Origin of the sequence: Pararhizobium sp. PWRC1-1, assembly GCF_049897905.1 — a bacterium.
In the GTDB taxonomy this organism is placed as follows: domain Bacteria; phylum Pseudomonadota; class Alphaproteobacteria; order Rhizobiales; family Rhizobiaceae; genus Pararhizobium.
In genome coordinates this window covers 53,548-74,975 of record NZ_JAFCXE010000028.1, presented here as the reverse complement: position 1 = coordinate 74,975, position 21,428 = coordinate 53,548, and the positions used below count along the sequence as shown (strand labels likewise).

The window sequence follows — 21,428 nt, the reverse complement described above, 5'->3', positions numbered from 1 at the left end:
GCGGGCCACTAACGACATCGAGACCCGCTGCCTTGGTCGCCTTGATGGGATCAGAACCAACGACCCTGTTATTGCAAAGCCTTCTGTCACCCAGCCACTAGGCGAGCCAGGAGCCTGGCTTGGCTGGAATGACCGATTGGGGGAGAAGCCGACGCAGCTGTAGATCAGCTCAGTCACCGGCTTTCCAAGCTGGAAAGAAATGCCGAAGTCGCTATGCATGACGATCGCCGGCAGTCAACTTGTATTATGGAAATCGATCGACTGATCGAGATCGTAGCGTTCGCGCATGGCGGCCACGGTCCCCTCTTCTACGGCACCACTTTGCGCTGTGCAGCCGGCCATCAGCGGCAGAAGCTAGATAATGATGACGACGCAAATTTAGCGCATGATGGCAATTGGTGGGAGCTTTTCTGACAAGAACTCAACCGGAGGGCTGGCCCCTCGGAAGGCTTCGCATAGAAGCAGGTCAGTGTAGACCGAACAGCTTCAGCAATTCTTCACGATGCCGCACGAATTCCGGGGCACTGCGATCGCGCGGTCGGGGCAGATCGATCGGGATCAGCCGTGGCTCGCCGCCCTTGTCGCGCGGCAGGATCAGGATCCGGTCGGCCAGATAGATAGCCTCTTCCAGATCGTGCGTGACGAGGATGGTCGTCACGTCCTCCTCGTACCAGATCCGTGCGAGCTCCTGCTGCATCTCGATCTTGGTCATTGCGTCGAGCGCGCCCAGCGGCTCGTCGAGAAGCAGGATTTCCGGCTGGACGGCGAGCGCCCGGGCGATGCCGACACGCTGTGCCATGCCGCCGGACAATTGCCGCGGATAGGCCGTCTCGAACGGCTGCAGGCCGACAAGCCGAACATAGTGGCTCGCCCGCCCCCTCGCCTGCTCGCGCGACAGCCCGCCGGTTTCCAGTCCGAAGGCAACATTGTCTAGCACCGTCAGCCAGGGCAGAAGCCGTGGTTCCTGGAAGATGACGGCGCGCTCGGTGCCGACACCCTGCACTTCCTTGCCATCGACGAGAACCACCCCCGTATCGGCATCTTCAAGCCCCGCCAGTACCCGGAGCAACGTGGTCTTTCCAGAGCCGCTCGCACCGACTATGGCGAGGCTTTCACCGGAGCGAACGTGGAGGTTGATGTCCTTCAGCACCGGCAGCGCCGTGCCATTGAGGCGGTAGGATTTGAAGAGGTGGCGGATCGTCACCTCCCCGCGGCGCGTGTCCCGCGTGCTGGTCATCGCGGTTCCTCAGTTGCTTGCCGATTTGGTATCGGTCGAGAAGAGGATGTCCTTGGCTGCGAGCTGGCCTTCCTTCAGCTTGCCTTCGCGCACCAGGACATCGATCCAGAACTGGATGTCACGCTCGACCGGCAGACCACCGGTACGCACGCCGTAACCACGGAAATACTGCGCGATATCCGGGTTTTCACCACGCACGGAAAGCGCCTTGGCGAAGACTTTCTTGATTTCCTCCGGATGCTCGCGGGCATAGTCCAGCGCGCGGGCCGACTGCTCGACAAAGATCTTCGAGGCTTCGGGATGCTCTTTCACAAACTCCCGGCTCAGCACGACGAAGCCGCCCGCGATGTCGCCGAGCACGTCGGTATCGTTGAAGATCGCGCGCAGGCCACCATTTTTGCGGGCAACGCCCTCGAAGGTCGTCTGCCAGTAGCCGAAGGCCGAGACATCGACCTGCTTGGAACGCAACACCTGTTCGAGCTGGGGTCCGGGAACGACGACCTGATTGGCAGCGTCCGTCGGCAGGCCGACCGAGTGGAGGGCTTCGCGGATGGTGTAGTCGAGATGCGCGCCGAGCGTGTTGACCGCGATGCTCTTGCCGGCAATGTCCTTGATGTCCTTGATTGGGCTGTCATCGAGCACATAGAAGATCGACTGGACTTCGCTGTTGATGCCGTTCGACGGGTAGGCAGCGATGAAATCATTGCCGCCGATGATCGAGTTCAGCACGGCGGAGGTCGCGGCACTGCCGATCTCGACGTCACCGGATGCCAGAGCGATCAGGGAGGCCGGTCCGCCCTGCGCATAGCCGACGTTTTCTATGGCGATGCCGGTCCCGTCGAAATAGCCGAGTTCCTGTGCGAGTTCATGGGCGGCGAGCCCACCTTGGCTGGCGAGGTAGCGCAGCTTCACCTCGTCGGCGGCTGCGGCAGGCGTTGCAAAACCAAGGGCGATTGCTGCCGGCAGGAGAAAATTGCGTGGGAGGAAGGTCATCATCATTTCCTTGTGAAGAGTGAAAAATCGAGTTTAAGCAGATCAAGCGCCGGGCTGGGACCAGCGGCACAGCCGGCGCTGCAGGATGACAAGCAGGGCGTTTGCAGCCAGCCCCAGGAACGCCAGTAGGAGGATTGCCGCAAACATCAGGGGGATCTGGAAATTGTACTGGGCATTCATCACCTGGAAGCCGATCCCCTTGTTGGCACCGATCATCTCGGCGGCGATCAGCAGGAGAAGCGCTGTCGTAGCGGAGAGACGCAATCCGACAAAGATTGCCGGCACGGAGGCAGGCAGGATGACGCGGCGGAAGATCGTCAGCGATCCGGCACCGTAGGTTCGCGCCATCTCGATCAATTTCTTGTCCACTTCCTTGACGCCACCGATCGTGGCCAAGAGGATTGGAAACAGCGTTGCCCAGAAGATTACAAAGACTTTCGATGTTTCGCCGAGCCCGAGCAGCAGGATGAAGACCGGGTAGAGCGCCAGCGCCGACGTCTGGCGGAAGAGCTGCAGAATCGGATCGAGCGCCTGCTCGACCGGCCGGATCTGGCCCATGAACAGGCCGAGCGGAATGCCGACCACAACGGCGGCAACAAAGGCCATGCCGGAGCGCTGGAAGCTGATCGCGATATCGTCCAGCAATGCGCCGCTGGCAATACCATTCCAGAGCGCGGAGAGGATCTGGTCGAGCGGCGGGAAGATGGCCGGGTTGACCCAGCCCCGCGTGCTTGCCACCTGCCAGAGCAGGAGGAAGCTGAGGATCACACCATAGCGCGCCAGGAACTGGCGCAGCAAGCCGCGAACGCGAGATGCGAAAACCGAGGTGCCGGGTCCGTCGCCATGCAGGCCAAGGCCTGTGGGAAGAACCGAAGTGACGTCATATGCCATGTTCCGTACCTCCCTATTCGGCAGCCTGGAGGGTGGCATTTTCTGCCGCCCAACGATTGATCGGGAAAGGAAGGCCGAGATTCTCCCGGAGAGTTTTGCCCTCATAGGCCGTTCGAAATAGGCCGCGACGCTGCAGTTCGGGGATCACCAAGTCGACAAAGTCATCGAGCGTTGTCGGAAGCCAAGGCGGCAGGATGTTAAAGCCATCGGCCGCTTCGTTCTCGAACCATTGTTGCAGCGTATCGACAATCGACTCAGGCGTGCCGACGATGGTGTAGTGGCCACGGGCGGATGCGATCCACTGGTACAGCTGGCGGATCGAGAAGTTGTTTTCGTCGGCGATCTGGCGAATGAGCGCCTGGCGGCTCTTCATGCCCTCCGTCGGCGGCGCTGCCGGCAGAGGCCCGTCGAGGTCGTAGCCGTGCAGGTCGAGCGTGCCGCCAGTCAGGCCGTTGAGAAGGCCAATCCCGTCCTCTTCGACGATCAGAGAGGTCAGGCGATCGTATTTTTCGCGGGCCTCCTCGTGCGTCCTGCCGACAAAGGCCGAGACGCCGGGCATGACGAGAATGTGGTCCGGATTGCGCCCCAGACCGCGGGCACGGGCCTTGATGTCCCGGTAGAACTCCTGGGCGGTCTCGATGTGCTGATGGGCGGTGAAGATCACCTCAGCCGTGGCCGCAGCCAAACTGCGTCCGTCTTCCGACTGACCGGCCTGTACGATGACCGGATAACCCTGTGGCGACCGCGAAATATTGAGCGGACCGCGCACCTTGAACTTTTCGCCGCGATGATCGGTTTCGTGCACCTTTGCTGGGTCGAAGAACACGCCCGTTTCCTTGTTGCGAATGAACGCGTCGTCCTCGAAACTATCCCAGAGCTTCTTGACGACGTCGACATGCTCGGCGGCGCGGCGATATCGCTCGGCATGGGGCAGCTGTGTATCAAGGTTGAAGTTCTGCGCCGTCAGGTCGCCGGTTGTGGTGACGACATTCCACCCGGCGCGGCCTTCCGAGATAAGGTCCAGCGAGGCGAATTTACGCGCCGTCGTGTAGGGCTCTTCATAGGTGGTCGACGAGGTGGCTATGAAGCCGAGATGGGTTGTGAACGGTGCGAGGGCCGAAAACAGCGTCACCGGTTCGAAACCCGCCACCTTGGCATTGCCGCCTTCGCGGGCACCGCCGAGGCCAATGGCGAGGTTGTCAGCCAGGAAGTACGCATCGAATAATCCGCGCTCCGCCGTCAACGCGAGTTGTTTGTGAAACTCGAAACTGGTTGCGCCATCAGCGGGCTGATCGGGATGCCGCCACGATGCCACATGCTGTCCGCCACCGGGAAGAAACGCTCCAAGCCTGATCTTGCGTGTCATCTTTGATCCTTAGACTTTGCCGCCAAACGCCACATCAACTGCGTTTGAAACGGACCTCTCCATGGCCAGGTCAACGTCCCAGCTTCGACGAACAAACTATAGAATCTATTAATTTTATATAGAAACGAAGTTCTGTAGTTTCTCAGCAATTGTGAATAGAATTGCGGCATCGCCGCTGGGATGGGAACGGAGGTTGCGTTTGTGACCTAAAGGCGGGCACATCTGAACCGTTGGATGTTCGGCAACATTGATGGGATGAGACGGTGGGTATCGAGGTCAGGAAGCCTAGCAGGCAATCCGATGAGAAACGGCAACGGCAGACTGGGTAAAAATGCGACGATGGGGCTTCACGTCGTCGATGCGCGTTTGCTTCCTTGCCGCTTGAAATGTTTCAATCCTGCGGTTCCGGCGAATACTGGAACCGGTTGATTGTTCGGACCATTGATTTGCAGTGGAGGCCGCCTACCATCTGTTCGCATGAGAGGACGCCAACATGATCGTCGACAAGATTATCTTTCCCTACAGCGAATGGGTTCCTAACAACCAGAGGCTCCCTGTTCTCCTATACAAGAATGCCCTATCAAGCGAGGCATCCTCGCAGGATTTCGAAAACATGTTCGCCGCAAACGGCTGGACCGGCATCTGGCGAAATGGCGTTTTCGACTACCAGCATTATCATTCAGGCGCTCACGAGGTCTTGGGTGTCGGCCATGGAAGCGCAACCCTGTTGATCGGTGGTCCAGACGGACGGGCAATCGAAGTCGCAACGGGTGATTGCCTGATTTTGCCAGCTGGGACAGGACACATGAACCTGGGCTGTTCGCGAGACTTCGAGGTCGTTGGCGCATACCCAGTCGGCCAGCGTGCCGATATACAGACCGCCTCGCCCTCACCCGAGATGCTATTCAGGATTTCGGCATTGCCTGTTCCCGAGACCGACCCAGTGCAGGGATCATCGGGATCGCTCACTAAGGCCTAGCGATAATGTAAGGACCGGACGAAGGCAAAGTGATCTACGTCCTTCCATCAACTCAGACGAATGGGCCAGTTCGAAAGATCGCAATTCCCGTATCCATGGTCCTTTTTCGCAGTGGTGCTCCGCACTGCCCCACGAAAAGCACCCGCCAGTGCGGCTGAACCTCATCAGAGCTGGATGTGCGCGTGGGCGACAGGTTTTTGGAGCGGCGTTCAATCTGACGCGTTTCTCCGTCGGCGTCCGGCTGGCCGACGAGTGGCGTTCATTCTAGAAAGTGCTTAAAGTGCTCATAATCTCTCAATGGTGTCGCAGCACAGACTGTTCAGCGTCGGATGCCGCTGGAACACATGACGTTACAGCATCCAGCGGAGGCAAAGGGAGAAAGTAATGATGGGGCGTCAGGACGTTTATGTGATAAAAGCTTACGATATGAATGCCAACGGCGACCTCCATAGCGCAATCCCCCCGCGTCATCTCAAATCTGAAATGGCCGCCATCGAAGAAGCACGCTCTATCGCACCGACGCATGACGGTGTTGCAGTCTGTAAACAAGCGGTAGATCCTGCCATTGGGTATTATGGCCCGGAGATGTTGGTCTTTCACATGGGCCAGATCCCCGGGATCGGCTGACGGCGAAGCAGGAACAAAATCATGGAATTGGACGCTATCGAATACCTCGCCGCCAAATATTTGGAGGTCGGCGGCACTGGGCGATTGGATAGCCATCGCGCCTTCGTTCGGATTGCTGAGGAGGAACCGGAGGCTGCGAATGCCCTTTGGCGCAATCGGATAGATTCGTTGACTGATGACGATCGTCGTCGGTTCGAACTGCTCGTTGAGGAGCTCCGGGTCGCGACGAACTAAATAGATCAGTAGTTCCTTCGGCGAGGCTTTGGCCTACATTGCCAAATACTGGGACGGCTTGAAGCTCTTCCTGACCGATGGCCGCATCGAGATCGACAACAATAGCGTCGAGCGAACCATCCGGCCGATAGCCCTCAATCGCAAGAACACACCGTTTGCGGGGCACGATGCCGGAGCCGAGAACTGGGCGACCATCGCCTCGCTGGTTGAAACTTGCAAGCTCAATGCCGTCGATCCGTTGGCCTATCTGACAGCCACGCTCACCGCCATCGTCAACGGTCACAAGCAGAGCCTGATCAACGAATTACTGCCTTGGAAATTCCTTTCGCAAGACCGCTGAAGATCACGCCGTCGCAGGCAGGACGCTTAAAGTCACGCGTGCCGCCTCACCTTGATCGCAGAGATCACGAGGATCAAGGCGAGACCTGGCAGCAGCACGGCACTCGGAACAATCCCCAGGAACTGTCCGCCCATGAATGTGCCAAGGATCGACCCGGCGGCCATGACGAGCAAGAACATCCGGTTTCTTCTGATAACGGCAAAGCTCTGGTCGCGGCTGTAGCGGGTAAAGCCAACAATCATGGTCGGCAGGCTCACCGCCAGAGAGAGACTTCCAGCGAGCTTGATGTCCGCTCCGAACAGAAGAATGAGGGTTGGTATCAAGAGTTCGCCACCAGCGACACCCAGCAAGGATGCGACAATGCCAATGATCAACCCCGCGATCACGCCTGCTATGATCTGCGAAGTCCCGGTGACGAGTGCCGAACCTCCTGCGATGTCGTGACCGAATACCAGCACGACCGCGATCATGAGCAGCATAACCGCAATCACTTTGTAGAGCGTCTCAGACTTCAGTCGGGTTGCCCAACCCGCGCCTAGCCAGGCACCAGCCAGGCTCCCAGCCAGAAGGTTGACGATAATTGGCCAGTGCACCGCAATCTGGTCGAAGGGAACAGTCGCCGCTCGAAATGGCAGAGCGAAAGCGACGACGACCAGGCTCATGGCCTTGTTGAGGATCACGGCTTCCAACGCGGCGAAGCCGAACGGGCCGATGAGCAGAGGCAGCCGGAACTCAGCACCACCAAGACCGATCAGCCCACCGAGAGTGCCGATAGCAGCTCCGCCAAAAAATGCTGCGGGCCGATTGCGGGACAAGCTCTTCAAGGTCGGATCAGCCATGGCGTTATGTTCCCCAAGATATCGCGTGGCATGACCTATGACCCGGAAGCCGGGCATCTTCAAGGGCAGTGTTGAGTGCTGGGTAACGGCCTTACGCCCACTCAGTAGTTGGGGAATTTGTCTAGGTGGGAGCAAAATGTCGCTTACGCTGAGATCCTTTCATGCGCCGATCACCCCTCATGAGAACAGGCTGACCTTTGCCCGTGCGGTTCCAATCCCGGCGGACTGGAAGGCAAGGCTCGAACGTCATGCTCGCGACGAACCCCGATATATCAGCGGACCGTTCGATCATCGCGGGTCTGCCCTACGGAACGGCGACGACCGTCCCGGAAGCATTTGACAGAATGCGCGGCCATGGCCTGCCACCGACGGCTGCGCTGCAAGATCTACTTCGCAAGGCCTCAAATCACAAAGGGCCGTGGCCGACGATTTCGGTCTGGCAGGGAACGAAGGACTCAACCGTTGTGCCTGCGAATGCGCTGTCAATCATCGAGCAGTGGCGTGGCGTTCACTGCGCCGAAAAAAAGCCAAACGTGGTAGAGTTGGTGGACGGCCATACGCAGCAGTCCTGGTCGCAGCCTCAGGGCCGAGAGGTTCTCGAATTCTACAGCATCGCCGGAATGGGACATAGGACTCCGCTTGACGTCACGTCTGGTTATGGCAGTAGCGCACCTTCATGATCGATGTCGCCAGCTTCATCTCCGAACGGCACGTACCGGAGGTCTTTACGACACCCGTCTCTCCGGAGGGCGATACTCAAGCCAGGTTCGACGGAGTCCGAGCTGAACTTACCGAGAGGTTCGGAGGCGTGACGTTCTACCGGAATGCGCCTGCCGAAGGCCTATGGAAGGACGACGGCAAGGTTGAGCGGGACGTTATCGTTGTTGCGGAAGTCATGCTGGAAACGATCGACGATATCTGGTGGCGGAGTTGTTGGACTTGAGCGGGATTTCGAACAGGATGAGATCGTCGTTCGCGTGCTGGAAACTCGTCGGCCTTAGGCGGCTCAGTGTTGTAGCGACGACGCTGGCACAGCACGCGACCGCGATCTCAGCATCTTCAAGAGTTTATCAGAGCAGTGCCCGTCGAGGGTCTCCAGAGCCTCGTGCATCAGGGGCTCGTCCAATGCTTGAGCAAGCGCAGTCTCGAGTAATCGGGCAAGGTCGGCAAAGGAAGATGTCGCCTCCATACCGCGTAGATCGAGATCAAGTCGCTCAAGCGCTGCTGCAACCTTGGCTACGTCCGCATTTTTTCCGGTCATGTTCTCTACCCCCTGCAACCCGCATCGCGGGCTGTGTTTCAATATGCGCGCGTCCCTCCCAGGGCAATGCATCACGTTGCGAAATTGGTTTTCATCAGAGCAGAAGTTACTTTGACGGATTATGATCGCCCTTATTACTTACGCCGGGTCCAGCCTTGGTCTTTGAATTCTCCCGGCGATTCTGCAGCCAGGGACTTGCCGACGTCCACCGACTCCTTGAAGCCACCCTCTTTGTCGCGGCGCACGTAGCGTTGTTCAGTCCAGGTATCGATCAGCTCACGTTTGGTCATCACTGCTCTCCTTTTATTGAATCCGTCTGTCCTCCCCAAAACGCGTGGAATTCAAAAAGATGCGCGTGGGAATAAGTTTCTTGCAGCGTCGGGAACTATCGCGTGAACGCATCAAACAAGAACTGTCATTTCGGCTGGCATGTGTCTGCGGGTAAGCATCCGCCATTTGCGACAATACTCCCTGCCAAGTGCCCGAAATGTCTTCGGCGCGAACTGGTGGAATGAAGCCCGTGAAGAATCGTTTTCTCCGGAAACGTTCTCGCCCGCTCTTCCACCTGCGGTAAAACGTCATTCAACCAGTCGACATGCGTCGGCGTATCTTCGGCGAACATTCGCTGCATGTAGACGCAAAGGTGCCTCCAATTTCCAAGATTTGGCATGGGTCCCTCTGGCAACTACGTGACAGCCCGGTGGTTCCGCACGAAACAATTTCCAGGCAAGGGAGTTCTACCGCGCATTCAACCTCACACCCCTATCGGGAGAACCACAATGGCTGAGAAGACACTCGACGACCTGTTCCTGGACACGCTCAAAGACATCTATTTCGCTGAAAAGCAGATTTTGAAGGCTCTACCAAAGATGGCCCGCGCTGCGCAATCGCCGGAGGGCAAGGCCGCCTTCCTGAAGCACAAGGACGAAACCGACGGTCAGATCGAGCGCCTGCAGCAGGTGTTTGACATCGTTGGAAAGGCCGCTCGCGGCAAGACCTGCGAAGCCATCCAGGGCATCATCGCCGAAGGCGAAGAGATCATGGAGGAATACAAGGGCTCCGTCGCTCTTGACGCTGGCCTGATCTCGTCGGCACCGGCGGTCGAACACTACGAGATCGCTCGATATGGCACGCTGAAGTCCTGGGCCGAGCAGCTTGGCCACACCGAAGCCGTGACTTTGCTCGACGCCAATCTGCAGGAAGAACTCGCGACCGACGAGATTCTGACGCAGCTCGGCGAAGCGTCGGCGAACCCGAAGGGTGCTAAAAAGAAGGTTGCTTGATACATTCACGCAATTGGACACCAGAGGCCCGCTCCGGCGGGCCTCTTTGCTGAGGACTGAGGGATTCAATGAGTATCGAAAGCCGTCGGGCGACTATTCAAAGGCTGATCGTAGCCGAGGGGGTCGCGGGTCGCCCCATCGCAGAGGACGCCCACTTTCTGTCATTGGCTGAACGCTGGGTCCATCGCGAGATCGACATGGCGGAAATGCTTCGGCTGTATCGGAGTGTTCGGGAGGAGCGGAGAAGACAGAAATGGGATCCGCCCCCTGCAACGGACGTGGAACCCGATTAACCGGAGCATTGCCACAGCGCGAGTGGGAGCTTTCGGAATTTCGGGGATTATGGGATGCAACCTCGATGAATAAAGTGGTTTAAGCGCCGCGTTTGAAGGCCCTCACGGCGTTAGTCACTCGTTTCGCTATGGGGACAAGCGACTAGCTTCAACTCTGGCGACCCTTTGAATCGCAGGAAAATCGACAGCACCACCACGACCGCGGTGGAGAGGAATTCACTTTGCCAGTTTTGTAAGGACTCGAACCAGAACTGGGCGCTGGACAAGTGATCCATCATTGATGTCGCGGGCTGCCCATGCATGTGGGCTTCGACACTTTCCGCCTCCGCGCTACACCTGAGGTGTGAGACAAATGTCAGTATGAAGAGCGAAGCAGCTGGTCGAATCCCAATCTACGGCCAGTCAACCCGCGAAATCTCGGATTTCATCATCATTCGCGAGGCGCGCGCCGCTTCGCCAGGATCACTTACATATCGGGCGTGAAACTTCGGCATTGACCCCGAAGCTCCGAACCGCCTGGACATTCCGTTGGCTTGCGGCTTTTTCCAGCAGAAGAGCGAACGAGCCGACAGAAATGCCGTCAGCGCGCAGAAGCCGCTTGATCCTCGGGTTCTCAGTACTCCGGACATTGTTAGATATCGCCAATTTCCCCCCTTTTCCAGCATGATAGCGCGGCCACGTTGTAGCCATATGTCTGTCAGTAGGCTCGGCTGTGCGCTGGCAACGGGACCGTCCTCCGCCAACCGAAGCGCGCGCAAACCATGCTTGGCTTCCGACTGCGCCTCCCGGGCCGACGCGGAACAATATCGAGCGTCCAAAGTTTATCAGCTGAACCCAAAGGCGAATGACGATGGCTGACGAGAACACCAAAATTCAGCTTGTGGAAGAGAGCGTTAGCATTGCCAAGGAACGGGTGGTCACGGGGCGCGTGCGGATATCGACATCCAGCAATTCGGTGGAGGAGTTGACGCATGCAACGCTGGCGGGCGTCCGCGTTGAGGTCACCCGCGAGCCGGTGGATCGCGAAGTCGATGCAATCCCCCAGCTGAGGGTCGAGGGCGACACCACCATAATTCCTATCGTCAAGGAAATCGTCGTGGTCGAAAAACGTCTCCTGCTCGTCGAAGAAATCCGCATCCGACAGATCGCCACGTCCGAGGACGTAACCATCCCCGTCACCCTGCGCAAGCAGACCGCGACGGTCGAGAGAATTGAAGAATAGCAATAGAGAGGAAAAACAATGACATACACTGATCAGGCAGCATCCCCGCACGGCGGCTCCAATACCATCACGGCGTTCTATGACGACCGTTCTGAAGCGGACAACGCCATCGAGCGTCTGGCCGCCGCGGGTATTCCGAGATCGTCCATTCAGATCATTGCCGACACAACTGGCACCACGACGCCAATTGAAGAAGGGAAGGGTTTCTGGGCGTACCTCGGAGAGCTGTTCCTCGCGGACGACGACCGCACCACGTACGCCGAGGGCATCCGCCGTGGCGGCTACCTTGTCACCGTGACGGGTTATCCGCTAGACCTGCACGATGCTGCACTCGACATCCTCGATGACGAAGGCAGTATCAATCTCGACGAACGCGCCAAGGCGTGGGAATCGGAAGGCTGGTCGCGGGAAACGTCAAACGGAGCCTTCGCGGCATCCTCCTATGACCGCACGAGCGGATCGGCGAGTACCTCTACGCTTGAAGCGGATGGCGAGGAAGTCATCCCCGTCGTCGAGGAGGAGCTGCAAATCGGCAAACGCGACGTCACCAACGGGCGCGTGAAGGTTCGCTCCTATGTGACCGAGACCCCTGTCACCGAGAACGTCTCGCTTCGTAACGAGAACGTGGAAGTCACCCGACGGTCTGTTGACCGCCCACTTACTGGCAACGAGGACGCTTTCGTTGATCGCACCATCGAAGCCGAGGAGCATCGGGAAGAGGCCGTCGTTTCCAAGGATGCCCGCGTCGTCGAAGAGATTTCTCTCCGCAAGACCGCAGAGCAGCGGGAAGAGACGATTTCCGACACGGTACGCAAGACCGAAGTCGAAATCGATGACGATCGCGACGGTGCTGTCCGCACTGACGGGACAACAGGTGTACGTCGCGACTGATTTAACATGAAAAGGGCGGCGGCAGTCGCCCTTTTCATTCCGTGAACGCTGTGGCGAAGGCGATTGACGCTTCGCGAAGCAGGAGAAAATTGAAATGGCAAGCAGCGCGTTGAAAGCTCCTCGGAGTCCTGGCAGTGGCCGGATTTCAGAACAGAGATAAGATTGGTGAACTTCTGCGGGGTATTCAACAGCAGCGTGGTGACGGAACCGCAGGCGGGCAATCAGGCGGCCCTCGGCGGACTCCTTGGCGGCCTTGGAGGCGGAGGTTCAGGCGGTCTGGGCGGACTAGGAGGCTTGCTCGGCGGCGCATCCTCGGGAAGCGTGCTCGGCGGCGGCCTCGGCGACCTGCTGAAGCAATTTCAACAGAACCGCCATGGCGATGCGGCGAAGTCGTGGGTTGAAACCGGGCCGAATACCGAACTCGATGACCGACAGCTGTCGGAAGCGCTGGGTCCGGAATTTCTCGAGGACTTGTCCACCCGAACGGGTTTGTCGCCTGATGAGATATTGAGCCGACTGACCGCGACCTACCGAAAGCAGTTACGAACTAACACCCGACGGCACCGTTCCGATCGACGATGAACCCGCTGAAGGCTACGGACGGCAATCGGTACCGCGCATTTGACCCCAAATCATCTAACGACGGGACGCTACAGAGAGTTGCGTGTCAGGTGGCCCTCTGCCGACCGTTGAAAACGACGCACCGTCCAGAATTTCCGAAGTGGTTAGCCGTCGTCCAATTTCCTAATAGTTTGCGGCTACAAAGGCTGTTTCGTTTTGTGACGACACGACCGCCTTTGGAGTACCGATGGACTATCGCCTTGTATTGGCCAAGGGTCTGACGGCCTCCCCAGGTGAAAGAAGTTTCGTGGCACGACAAGTCTCCTACTTGGAAAAAAGACCTGCCCGAAGCTGGGCCAGTCGTGCTGGAGGGGTGGAAGCATGGGGATACACTGTCCAGCCCTCGTCAACTTGCTTATAAACCGATCGTTCTACCCCGACATATGCAACGTGCGCACCTCCATGGCAGCATGGGCGGAACGCTATTGGGTGATTTTCATTGCGTTGAGCAAAAAGACTTGGATCAGCCAACTGACGGATTAGTCGGCCACAACCTCGTAGGTGAAAGTCAGTGATCCGACTGAGATTGGTCTTCCGTTATCGTCCCTGACTTTCACGGTAATGATGCCACGATGTTCATCATAGGGAAGCTCGTCACGAGCAATGTCAGACATTATCCGGCCGACCTCTTGGGGAATGTTGGCTGTGGAGGTCAAAAGCATCCCCATTTCGTCGGCGACATATCCGTCACCATTATGCACATCGAAGAAGTACCTGGTTTTCATTTAAGCGCCTCAGTGCTGTATGGAGTGTTCTTTCAACACCTGGTGGACCAATTCCGCAGTAAATGGCTTGGAGATAAACAACGCGTTGCCCGGGAGGTCGCCTGGCCCAGGAACAGCAGCTCCTGAAGCTATCACAACGCAAATGTGTGGCCAGCGCTCTGCGACCACGCGAGCGAGGCCGAATCCATCAAGATTTCCGGGCATTTGAACGTCCGTAAAAAGAAGCTGGAGCGAAGAATGCGTGTCTAGGAATTCGTACGCCTGATCAGCGTTGGAGGCCTCGACAACCGCAAACCCCTCGTCGGATAACATGTCGGCCGTGTCCATCAGGATAAGAGGCTCGTCGTCTACGACAAGCGCGATGGGTTCCTCGAGTTTTGCGAATTCTGCGTTTTTCATTTTCGGTAAAGGAACTGAAGGACAATTTGTTCCAGACATTTGACCGTTTACCGTTTTAGTTCAACGATCTGATCCAACGGCAGCTTAAACGTAAATCGCCGGGGAGGAGCCGACCGACAGCGTGCCGCCGTGCGCCGAAGCAATCTGGGACGCAATGTAGAGGCCCAGGCCTAACCCCTGCTTTGCCATGTTGTCCAAGGGCCGCGTAAAGGGCTGGAACAGCCTCTCCATGGAATTCTCGGGGATCGGTTCACCAGCGTTTGCGACCCAACGCTCGAAGGCCTCGGGCGTAGTCGACGCCCTCACCCGCACCGGAGCATCAGCTGCGCCGTGAGTCAGCGCATTCCCGAGCAGGTTCGAGAACAGCTGCGCCAGACGCGGGTGGTCGATACGGACGGGATGCCTGAAGTCGAATGCCACGTCGATCTCGCGGTCCGTCCACACGCTCCTCATCTCCTCGACGACCTGTTCCAGCGTCGGCTCCAGAGGTTCATCTGTCAGAAGAAGGTGTATTCCGCCGCCGAGGCGGCCACGGGGCCGGAAGAGAATTGCGGCCGTCTCTGTTCATAACGGAGGTCCGCAGCCTATGCCGATAAACTTCCTGCACGTGAAGCACTCTGAAGGACTCGATGAAGACCTTAACGGTATCTCGTTCGACACGATTGATGATGCTGCGAGAGCGAGCGCTGCCGACACACTGCGGAACGAGGTCGCAGATGGGCTGAGATCGTGTAAAAAGAATCGAACGCGCGCTCGGTGACTTCCGTGGTATGCCGTTCCTGTCTCGATGACGCAGAGAGACACATACCGGCCCGGCTCGAGGCCACGTTCCTTAGCTTCGTTCTTAGTCAACACACAGGCCGCCATCGGGCATCGCGTCGCGGGCGTCGATGCAGAGTTTGAGTAGCGCGTTCACAACTTGCGCGAAGTCGACGTCGACCGCCCTGTCTGTCTGGAATGACATCGGAACGCAGAGGAGTTCGAAGCAAACGCAAGGGGGCCTGTTTCGTCGCGGTATCCGAAAACACGACTCGCGTATGTCTGCGTCTTATGCCATGGATTCTGTATGCCAATTAGTTCGCGCCAATTTGTAAGCTCAACGTTCGCCCTAGTCATTTTAGGCATCGCCGCGCTTTTCGCCATCATCGGCTCGTCCGTGTGGCTATCATCGCGCGCGCAAGACCTGTCAGACGCCGTCCTTAAAGCCAGGGACTCGAAATCGATTGCCGTGGACCTGCGATCGGCTCTGCAGGCTGCGGAATCCAGCCAGCGCGGTTTTCTGTACACCGACAACGAGGTTTATCTGTCGCCCTACGATCAGGCGAAACAGAAGGCTGAAGCAGCCGTGGCATTGCTGCCCGACGCCTTGACCGACTACCCGGACCTGTCGCCAGCGATTGAGCGCCTAACCGAGGTCGCGCGCGCCAAGATGTCTGGAATGGACGAAACCATCGCGCTGAAGAAAGCTCGCGACGGAGAAAAAGCGCTCTCGCTCATCCGCACGAACCGCGGCAAGCTCCAAATGGACCAGATCAACGTCTTCGTGACGGGTATCACGCTGGCGGCGGACGATCGGCTGGCCGAGCTGGTGAACGAACAGACGGAAAATGCCGTCTGGCTTCGGCTGGTATCGCTCGTCAATGGCGGAATCATGCTTATTCTCGCGGGCGGAGCGATCTATATCGTCATCAAATACACTCGGGAACTCAAAGCCACGCAGCGGGAACTTTCTCGGTCCAATGACAACCTAGAGAATAGGGTCACCGAGCGGACCTCAGAGCTTGCGGTTGCCACGGATCAGATGCGCGCTGCGAAAGACCGCGCCGAGGTGCTACTTTCGGAGGTCAACCATCGAGTGGCCAACAGCCTCACCTTAGTAAGTTCGTTGATCACGCTACAAGCCCGCTCGCTCACTGATGATCTCGCAAAGAGCGCTTTGGAGGAAACGAAGGCCCGAGTGCATGCGATAGCCATGGTTCACAAACGTCTCTATGAGGCGGGAGACGGACAGGAGGTTGCGCTTGACGAATACCTCATGGGAATACTCGATCAATTCAAGATGACTGCCGCGTCTTCCAACCCGATCTCTTTGAAATACGAGTTCGAGCCGATGAAGCTCAAAACGGATGCGAGCGTGAACCTCGGGGTCATCGTATCCGAGTGGGTGATGAATGCGGTGAAGTACGCCTATCCCGATCAATCCGGGGAAATCAGGGTCGTACTGGCCCGTCAGGGAAATGGCTTCGGAATATTGACTGTCGAAGACGATGGCGTCGGTCGCCGCGAGGGCAGTCCAGCCCAGGGGACCGGGCTTGGAACGCGCATTGTGAACGCGATGGCTTCGAGTATGGGGGCGACGATCGAATATCTGACGCGATCCCCAGGAACCAGCGCGAGCCTTTCTTTTCCGACGGTGCCATCGTGAAGCGAGACCGCTATGGTCTCTACCAATCATCATTCCCCTTTGAAAAAGATCGCCGCCGCCATGATTTCACGACCTATGATCTCTGCAGTCCTGATGTCGAGTTTCTACGCTGCTTTTGGGGTTTCCGCGACGACGGCGGAGGGCATCACCACGCCAGTTAAGCTGGCTGCGTTCGACAGTATGGCTGCCGCTTGCAAACCTCCTGCAGGTGCCGATCGAAGCCTGGTTTTTCTGCAGGACAATGACCGCCAGTTCATGGAAGGAGTCAAATTCGGGTTGGCGCAGGCGGCTGAACGCCGGGGCTTAAAATTCACCGTGGAGCTTGCTGAGGACGACTCTTCGAAAATGATCTCGGCAGTCGATGCCGCGGTGGCGAAAAACACGGGCGCACTCGTCGCAGCCCCCATAGATGCGCTCGCACTCGCCCCTTCCCTGCGGTCGGCGATCGCAAAAGGGACTTATGTTGGCACCGTCGTTCCGCCTCCGGCCGTAACTATCCTCAATGCTCCGCAGTATCTGACCGGAAAGCGCCTGGCTCAGGCGGCGTCCGACTTCATCGTGGAAAAGCTGGATGGACGGGCCAACGTCGTCCTTTTGACCCATGACAGCCTTCAGTTTCTCGCGCCCCGGTTCAAAGCCATGCGGGACGTCCTGGGCAAATTGCCAGATGTGCGGATCGTCGCGGACATCTCGCCCAGCCCCGTCAATGTCGAGGGTGGGTACGAGATGATGAAATTGATCCTTCTTGCTCATCCCAAGATCGACGTCGTTTTGGGGGCTGACACAGTGGTGATCGGCGCACTTCGGGCACTGAGGGAAGCGGGAAAGGCCTCTCCGTCACAATTTCTCGGAGGCATCGACGGCGAGCCTGATGCACTTGCTGAACTTAAAGATGCCCAGAGCCCTTACAAGGCGAGCGTGAGCTTGGCGTCGCCAGTCTTTGGATATGGCTTGGGTTCGTTCGCTGCCGACTGGCTAGAAGGAAAAAGCGTTCCTCAGGCCATGGATATCTTGCCGAAACTTCTGAATGCCACCAGCATTGAAGATTATGAAGGTGAGTTGAAGAACCCTGAAGGCGTGTTCCTCGATCCCGCGAAGCGAGGCGAATATTTGCGTATGTACGGGAATATTTGTTTCGAAACCCGAAATCAGTTCTTGGATTTCCCCTGGTCGTCGGACCAATAACTCAAGCGCGCGGCGTTATGTCGTTGCCTTGGCCTGCCATCTCCCTGATACGCTGACTGAAATCATCCATCTGGAACGGCTTCGTCATGATTTGCATATCAGGATCCAGATGGCCGCGATCCAGTACGGAATTCTCGGCATAGCCCGTCATAAAGAGAACCTTGAGACCAGGCCGCAGTTCCCTAGCGGCGTCGGCGACCTGCCGACCATTCATTCCGTTCGGCAGGCCGACATCCGTCACCAATAGATCGATGCGTGCGTCGGAGCGTAGCAGCCTCATCCCCTGTGGGCCATCGCCTGCCTCAAGCGTTTGGTAACCGAGCTCCTGGAGAGTGTCGACGACGAGCATTCTGATCAACGCTTCATCATCGATCACAAGGATCGTCTGGCCGCTTGCCGAAACCACGCTCTCCAAGGCGTGCTCTTCCAAAGCATCTGGCGCTTGCGCAACCTCGTGACGAGGAAGGTAGAGGGTCACATTCGTTCCCTCGCCGTCTCTCGATGAAATCTTGACAGCGCCGCCGGACTGACGGGCGAACCCGTAGATCATCGACAGACCGAGCCCTGTCCCGAGCCCAGTCGGCTTCGTCGTGAAGAACGGTTCAAACGCTCTTGCGACCGTTTCTGCCGGCATACCAACTCCGTCGTCCTCGATCGAGACTGCAAGGTAGTCTCCGGGCAGAGTATCGAGCCCGGACACGTCTCGGCGACTGAGATCCAGGTTGCGGGACCGGACGATTATTGAACCGCCATCCGGGAGTGCATCTCTTGCATTGATGCAGAGATTGAGTAGCGCGTTTTCGAGCTGGTTGGGATCGACGAGGACTGGCCAGGGGTTTTCGACGGCGTCGATCTTCAGGGCAATGGACGGCCCGATGGTATTTTTGACTATCTCCGCCATGCCCTCGACCAGACGATCGATGTCGGTCGGCCTGGGATCGAGCGTCTGCCGACGGGAGAACGCCAAAAGCCTATGCGTCAGGGCAGCGGCGCGCTTGGCCGCTTCCTGACCTGCGACGACATACCGCTCGAGACCGTCAAACTGGCCTTTAGCCGTGCGACGCTGGATAAGTTCAAGACTACCGGAAATGCCTGCCAGCAGATTGTTGAAATCGTGCGCCAAGCCTCCCGTAAGCTGACCAACCGCCTCCATTTTCTGTGACTGACGCAGAGCTTCTTCCGCGGCCATCAGCTCTCCGGTGCGCATCAGCACCTGCTCCTCAAGCGTGGCCGCGAAGCGCGCGAGTTCTTCGGTCTGGCGTTTGCTGTCTTCGATGTCAGTGTTCGTGCCGATCCACCGAGCTATCCTGCCGTCGTCCGACTTGACCGCGACGGCGCGTACGAGGAACCATCGGTACTCGCCGGCTGCGCTACGGATGCGAAACTCGGTTTCGTAGACCTCGCCCGTCTGAAGTGAACGCAGCCAAACGTCGGCAGCGGTTGTCATATCGTCCGGGTGGACGTTGGCCGCCCATGCTCCCTTGCCATCGAGCGAGCCCGGCTGGACGCCGATATAGTCGTAGACGCGGTCGTTGAACCAGTCGAGATAACCGTCTGGCTTCGCCGTCCAGATCTGGTTCGGAACGGCCTGTGCAAATCCCCGAAACTGTTCTTCGCTGGAGCGCAGTTTTTCTTCAGCGCGCTTGCGTTCTTCGATGTCCTCGGTAGACCCGTACCATTTGACGATGCGGCCCTTCTCGTCGCGTCGGGGATAGGCACGCGAATGCATCCAATGATATTCGCCGCACACCATTCGGGCACGGTGCTCGATGTCGTACGGTTCGCCCGTCGTCACGGAGCGCGTCCAGACGTCGACCGAGCGCTCGAGATCATCCGGGTGCATGGCTTCACCCCATGACGAGCCAAGACCACTACCGCCGGTCCATTCCCGCCAACGTTCCGCGACGCGGTCGAGCTGGCCATCCGGTCGTGCGGTCCAAGTCGTCTGCGGATTGAGCTCGACGGCGTTGCGATAGTTGTCCTCGCTCTCGGCCAAGGCTTTGGCGACGTCGCGTTGATCCGTCACGTCTGTATGGACGCCGACCCATTCGATAACGGAGCCATCTTCGCCTGTGATCGGAACTGCCTTGACCGAGAAAAGTCGCCATTCTCCGTCGGCACGTCGCACTCGGTGCTCCACGACGTACGGAGTTCTGCTTGTAACGGCGTCTTTCCAGGCTGCGACCGTTTCTTCGACGTCGTGCGGATGGATGGCGTCCGTCCAGCCATACCCGACGTACTGGCCAGCTGATTGGCCCGTCAGCGCTTGCCAGCCGGGCTGCTCGCCTGCCATGCGCCCGCTGCCGTCATTCGTCCACAGAACCCCGTTCACCGCGGCTATTGCAGCTTTTAGCCGGACGTTCTCCGATCTCAGGTTTCCCACCTCTGCGTCGTCGTCATTCAAGTGGTGGTGCTCCGGCATATGATCCGAATCTGATCTAGCATCCACATAGCAAATTGTCACTCAAGGCGGACTTCGTGGCCACAAACAACTAGACTAAATGTTCGCCTGGGGACCGGGTGACCCGTCTCACAATATGCAGGTATCGAGGGTTGCGTAAGTTAACCTCGCACAGAGCCTCATGCATAGGAGACGGGCCATGAACGAGACTATCACATATGTTGGTTTGGATGTTAACAAAGAGACGATCGCGGTAGCGCTTGCTGATGGCGGAGAGCGCGGTGACGTACGTGCGTTTGGCCAAATCGCCAACACCCCTGCGGCTCTCTCCCGCTTGCTGACTAAGCTGGTTCAGCCGGGTCGAGCCTTAAAATTCTGCTATGAAGCAGGTCCTTGCGGTTACGGTATCCAGCGACAGCTAGCGGATGCCGGGCACGATTGTGTGGTCGTTGCGCCGTCGTTGATTCCCAAAAAGCCCGGCGATCGTATCAAGACGGACCGTCGCGACGCCAACAATCTGGCGAGGTTACATCGCGCCGGGGAATTGACTGCGGTCTGGATCCCCGACACTGCCCATGAGGCGATGCGTGATTTGGTCCGGGCACGGCTTGCCGCGGTACGCAGCCTACGCCAGGCCCGACAGCAACTCAGTGGATTTCTACTCCGACATGGCTTTCACTATAGCCGCCCAGCCTGGACACAGATGCATCGACGTTGGTTGGCCGGTCTTCGCTTTGAGCAGCCAATCCACAATATCGTGCTTGAGGACCATATCGCCACGATCGAGGCGGCAACCGAACGGCGCGATAGGCTAACGAAGCAGATCGAGAGCACGCTCAGTGACTGGTCATTGGCCCCGGTGATCGTCGCACTGCAATCGCTACGCGGCATGGCGCTGGTGACGGCGGCGACGGTCATTGCCGAACTCGGCGATCTGAGCCGCTTTACGAACCCGCGCCAATTGATGGCGTATCTCGGGCTGGTGCCCTCAGAACGCTCAAGCGGTGGAACGCGGCGGCAGGGTGGCATTACCAAAGCAGGCAACACAACGGCACGCCGCATGCTGATTGAAGCCGCCTGGAGTTATCGATTTCCTGCAAAGATCAGCCGTGATCAGTTAATCCGCCAAGAGCAGCTCTCTTTTTGTTGCTCGTAAGTGTTAATGTAATTACCACCATGGTGCATAGGCACATGCCGCGCACATTCAAAATTTTCA

Annotated in this window: 20 protein-coding genes and 5 pseudogenes; 13 read left to right on the top strand and 12 right to left on the bottom strand. The window is 58.1% G+C overall.

Translation table 11 applies throughout. The features are described 5' to 3' along the window. Positions 1-213 precede the first annotated feature (213 nt). Entirely contained in the window at positions 214-414 is a 201-nt protein-coding gene (locus ACP7E0_RS30155; RefSeq protein ID WP_426130467.1) for a hypothetical protein, read from the top strand. A gap of 52 nt (positions 415-466) precedes the next feature. Here the strand turns inward: ACP7E0_RS30155 and ACP7E0_RS30150 are convergent, their stop codons facing one another. From ACP7E0_RS30150 to ACP7E0_RS30135, 4 genes are read right to left on the bottom strand one after another with little or no spacing between them, the layout of a single operon-like run. Continuing rightward, complete coding sequence (locus ACP7E0_RS30150; RefSeq protein WP_426130465.1) at positions 467-1,237, bottom strand: ABC transporter ATP-binding protein; 771 nt, start codon at positions 1,235-1,237, stop codon at positions 467-469. A 9-nt stretch (positions 1,238-1,246) separates the two neighbouring features. Next, positions 1,247-2,230 carry an ABC transporter substrate-binding protein gene (locus tag ACP7E0_RS30145; protein WP_426130463.1) on the bottom strand — a complete coding sequence of 328 codons (984 nt, stop codon included), beginning with the start codon at positions 2,228-2,230 and terminating at the stop codon, positions 1,247-1,249. Positions 2,231-2,272: 42 nt separating this feature from the next. After that, positions 2,273-3,121 carry an ABC transporter permease gene (locus tag ACP7E0_RS30140; RefSeq protein WP_426130462.1) on the bottom strand — a complete coding sequence of 283 codons (849 nt, stop codon included), beginning with the start codon at positions 3,119-3,121 and terminating at the stop codon, positions 2,273-2,275. Positions 3,122-3,134: 13 nt separating this feature from the next. Continuing rightward, positions 3,135-4,487 (bottom strand): LLM class flavin-dependent oxidoreductase, encoded by a 1,353-nt coding sequence (locus ACP7E0_RS30135; protein WP_426130460.1) that lies wholly within the window; start codon positions 4,485-4,487, stop codon positions 3,135-3,137. Between the two features lie 493 nt (positions 4,488-4,980). Between ACP7E0_RS30135 and ACP7E0_RS30130 the strand changes: the two genes are divergently transcribed. The 4 genes and pseudogenes from ACP7E0_RS30130 to ACP7E0_RS30115 all read left to right on the top strand — a co-directional run. Then, positions 4,981-5,466, top strand: a complete 486-nt coding sequence (locus ACP7E0_RS30130) for a cupin (RefSeq protein WP_426130459.1) — start codon at positions 4,981-4,983, stop codon at positions 5,464-5,466. Between the two features lie 384 nt (positions 5,467-5,850). Then, positions 5,851-6,093 (top strand): hypothetical protein, encoded by a 243-nt coding sequence (locus tag ACP7E0_RS30125; protein WP_426130457.1) that lies wholly within the window; start codon positions 5,851-5,853, stop codon positions 6,091-6,093. A 21-nt stretch (positions 6,094-6,114) separates the two neighbouring features. Then, positions 6,115-6,327, top strand: a complete 213-nt coding sequence (locus ACP7E0_RS30120; RefSeq protein ID WP_426130455.1) for a hypothetical protein — start codon at positions 6,115-6,117, stop codon at positions 6,325-6,327. Positions 6,328-6,337: 10 nt separating this feature from the next. Continuing rightward, positions 6,338-6,667 (top strand): annotated as a pseudogene (locus ACP7E0_RS30115) (IS66 family transposase); the annotation flags it as partial. A gap of 32 nt (positions 6,668-6,699) precedes the next feature. Here ACP7E0_RS30115 and ACP7E0_RS30110 read toward each other — a convergent pair. Continuing rightward, positions 6,700-7,506, bottom strand: a complete 807-nt coding sequence (locus ACP7E0_RS30110) for a sulfite exporter TauE/SafE family protein (RefSeq protein WP_426130454.1) — start codon at positions 7,504-7,506, stop codon at positions 6,700-6,702. 676 nt (positions 7,507-8,182) lie between these two features. Here ACP7E0_RS30110 and ACP7E0_RS30105 point away from each other — a divergent pair. Then, positions 8,183-8,449 carry a hypothetical protein gene (locus tag ACP7E0_RS30105; RefSeq protein WP_426130453.1) on the top strand — a complete coding sequence of 89 codons (267 nt, stop codon included), beginning with the start codon at positions 8,183-8,185 and terminating at the stop codon, positions 8,447-8,449. A gap of 63 nt (positions 8,450-8,512) precedes the next feature. Here ACP7E0_RS30105 and ACP7E0_RS30100 read toward each other — a convergent pair whose 3' ends face one another. Both ACP7E0_RS30100 and ACP7E0_RS30095 read right to left on the bottom strand, forming a co-directional pair. Next, the gene (locus tag ACP7E0_RS30100; protein ID WP_426130452.1) at positions 8,513-8,767 is read right to left on the bottom strand and encodes a hypothetical protein; all 255 of its coding nucleotides are present in this window, start codon (positions 8,765-8,767) and stop codon (positions 8,513-8,515) included. 106 nt (positions 8,768-8,873) lie between these two features. Next, positions 8,874-9,057 (bottom strand): annotated as a pseudogene (locus ACP7E0_RS30095) (hypothetical protein). Positions 9,058-9,546: 489 nt separating this feature from the next. On the opposite strand from ACP7E0_RS30095, the gene ACP7E0_RS30090 reads away from it, so the two are divergent. Beyond that, entirely contained in the window at positions 9,547-10,050 is a 504-nt protein-coding gene (locus tag ACP7E0_RS30090; protein ID WP_426130450.1) for a ferritin-like domain-containing protein, read from the top strand. Between the two features lie 403 nt (positions 10,051-10,453). Here the strand turns inward: ACP7E0_RS30090 and ACP7E0_RS30085 are convergent. Next, a pseudogene (locus ACP7E0_RS30085) lies at positions 10,454-10,711 on the bottom strand (DUF6766 family protein); the annotation flags it as partial. Between the two features lie 482 nt (positions 10,712-11,193). Here ACP7E0_RS30085 and ACP7E0_RS30080 point away from each other — a divergent pair. The 3 genes and pseudogenes from ACP7E0_RS30080 to ACP7E0_RS30070 all read left to right on the top strand — a co-directional run bounded on the left by ACP7E0_RS30080 (position 11,194) and on the right by ACP7E0_RS30070 (position 13,081). Next, complete coding sequence (locus tag ACP7E0_RS30080) at positions 11,194-11,565, top strand: YsnF/AvaK domain-containing protein (RefSeq protein ID WP_426130449.1); 372 nt, start codon at positions 11,194-11,196, stop codon at positions 11,563-11,565. An 18-nt stretch (positions 11,566-11,583) separates the two neighbouring features. Beyond that, on the top strand, positions 11,584-12,456 hold the full coding sequence (locus ACP7E0_RS30075; RefSeq protein ID WP_426130447.1) for a YsnF/AvaK domain-containing protein: 873 nt from the start codon (positions 11,584-11,586) through the stop codon (positions 12,454-12,456). Positions 12,457-12,584: 128 nt separating this feature from the next. After that, a pseudogene (locus ACP7E0_RS30070) lies at positions 12,585-13,081 on the top strand (YidB family protein). Between the two features lie 475 nt (positions 13,082-13,556). On the opposite strand, the gene ACP7E0_RS30065 reads toward ACP7E0_RS30070, so the two are convergent. The 3 genes from ACP7E0_RS30065 to ACP7E0_RS30055 all read right to left on the bottom strand — a co-directional run bounded on the left by ACP7E0_RS30065 (position 13,557) and on the right by ACP7E0_RS30055 (position 14,645). Next, positions 13,557-13,802, bottom strand: a complete 246-nt coding sequence (locus ACP7E0_RS30065; RefSeq protein WP_426130446.1) for a DUF6894 family protein — start codon at positions 13,800-13,802, stop codon at positions 13,557-13,559. Positions 13,803-13,811: 9 nt separating this feature from the next. Further along, positions 13,812-14,201 carry a response regulator gene (locus tag ACP7E0_RS30060; protein WP_426130444.1) on the bottom strand — a complete coding sequence of 130 codons (390 nt, stop codon included), beginning with the start codon at positions 14,199-14,201 and terminating at the stop codon, positions 13,812-13,814. 84 nt (positions 14,202-14,285) lie between these two features. Further along, complete coding sequence (locus ACP7E0_RS30055) at positions 14,286-14,645, bottom strand: sensor histidine kinase (protein WP_426130442.1); 360 nt, start codon at positions 14,643-14,645, stop codon at positions 14,286-14,288. Between the two features lie 622 nt (positions 14,646-15,267). Here ACP7E0_RS30055 and ACP7E0_RS30050 point away from each other — a divergent pair. Both ACP7E0_RS30050 and ACP7E0_RS30045 read left to right on the top strand, forming a co-directional pair. Beyond that, complete coding sequence (locus ACP7E0_RS30050) at positions 15,268-16,626, top strand: sensor histidine kinase (RefSeq protein ID WP_426130440.1); 1,359 nt, start codon at positions 15,268-15,270, stop codon at positions 16,624-16,626. A gap of 12 nt (positions 16,627-16,638) precedes the next feature. Continuing rightward, positions 16,639-17,811, top strand: coding sequence for a sugar ABC transporter substrate-binding protein (locus ACP7E0_RS30045; protein ID WP_426130438.1), 1,173 nt, complete (start codon positions 16,639-16,641; stop codon positions 17,809-17,811). Between the two features lies 1 nt (position 17,812). On the opposite strand, the gene ACP7E0_RS30040 is transcribed toward ACP7E0_RS30045, so the two are convergent. Next, the gene (locus ACP7E0_RS30040; RefSeq protein WP_426130436.1) at positions 17,813-20,215 is read right to left on the bottom strand and encodes a PAS domain-containing protein; all 2,403 of its coding nucleotides are present in this window, start codon (positions 20,213-20,215) and stop codon (positions 17,813-17,815) included. Positions 20,216-20,411: 196 nt separating this feature from the next. Here ACP7E0_RS30040 and ACP7E0_RS30035 point away from each other — a divergent pair. Continuing rightward, a pseudogene (locus ACP7E0_RS30035) lies at positions 20,412-21,350 on the top strand (IS110 family transposase); the annotation flags it as partial. Positions 21,351-21,428: the final 78 nt, after the last annotated feature.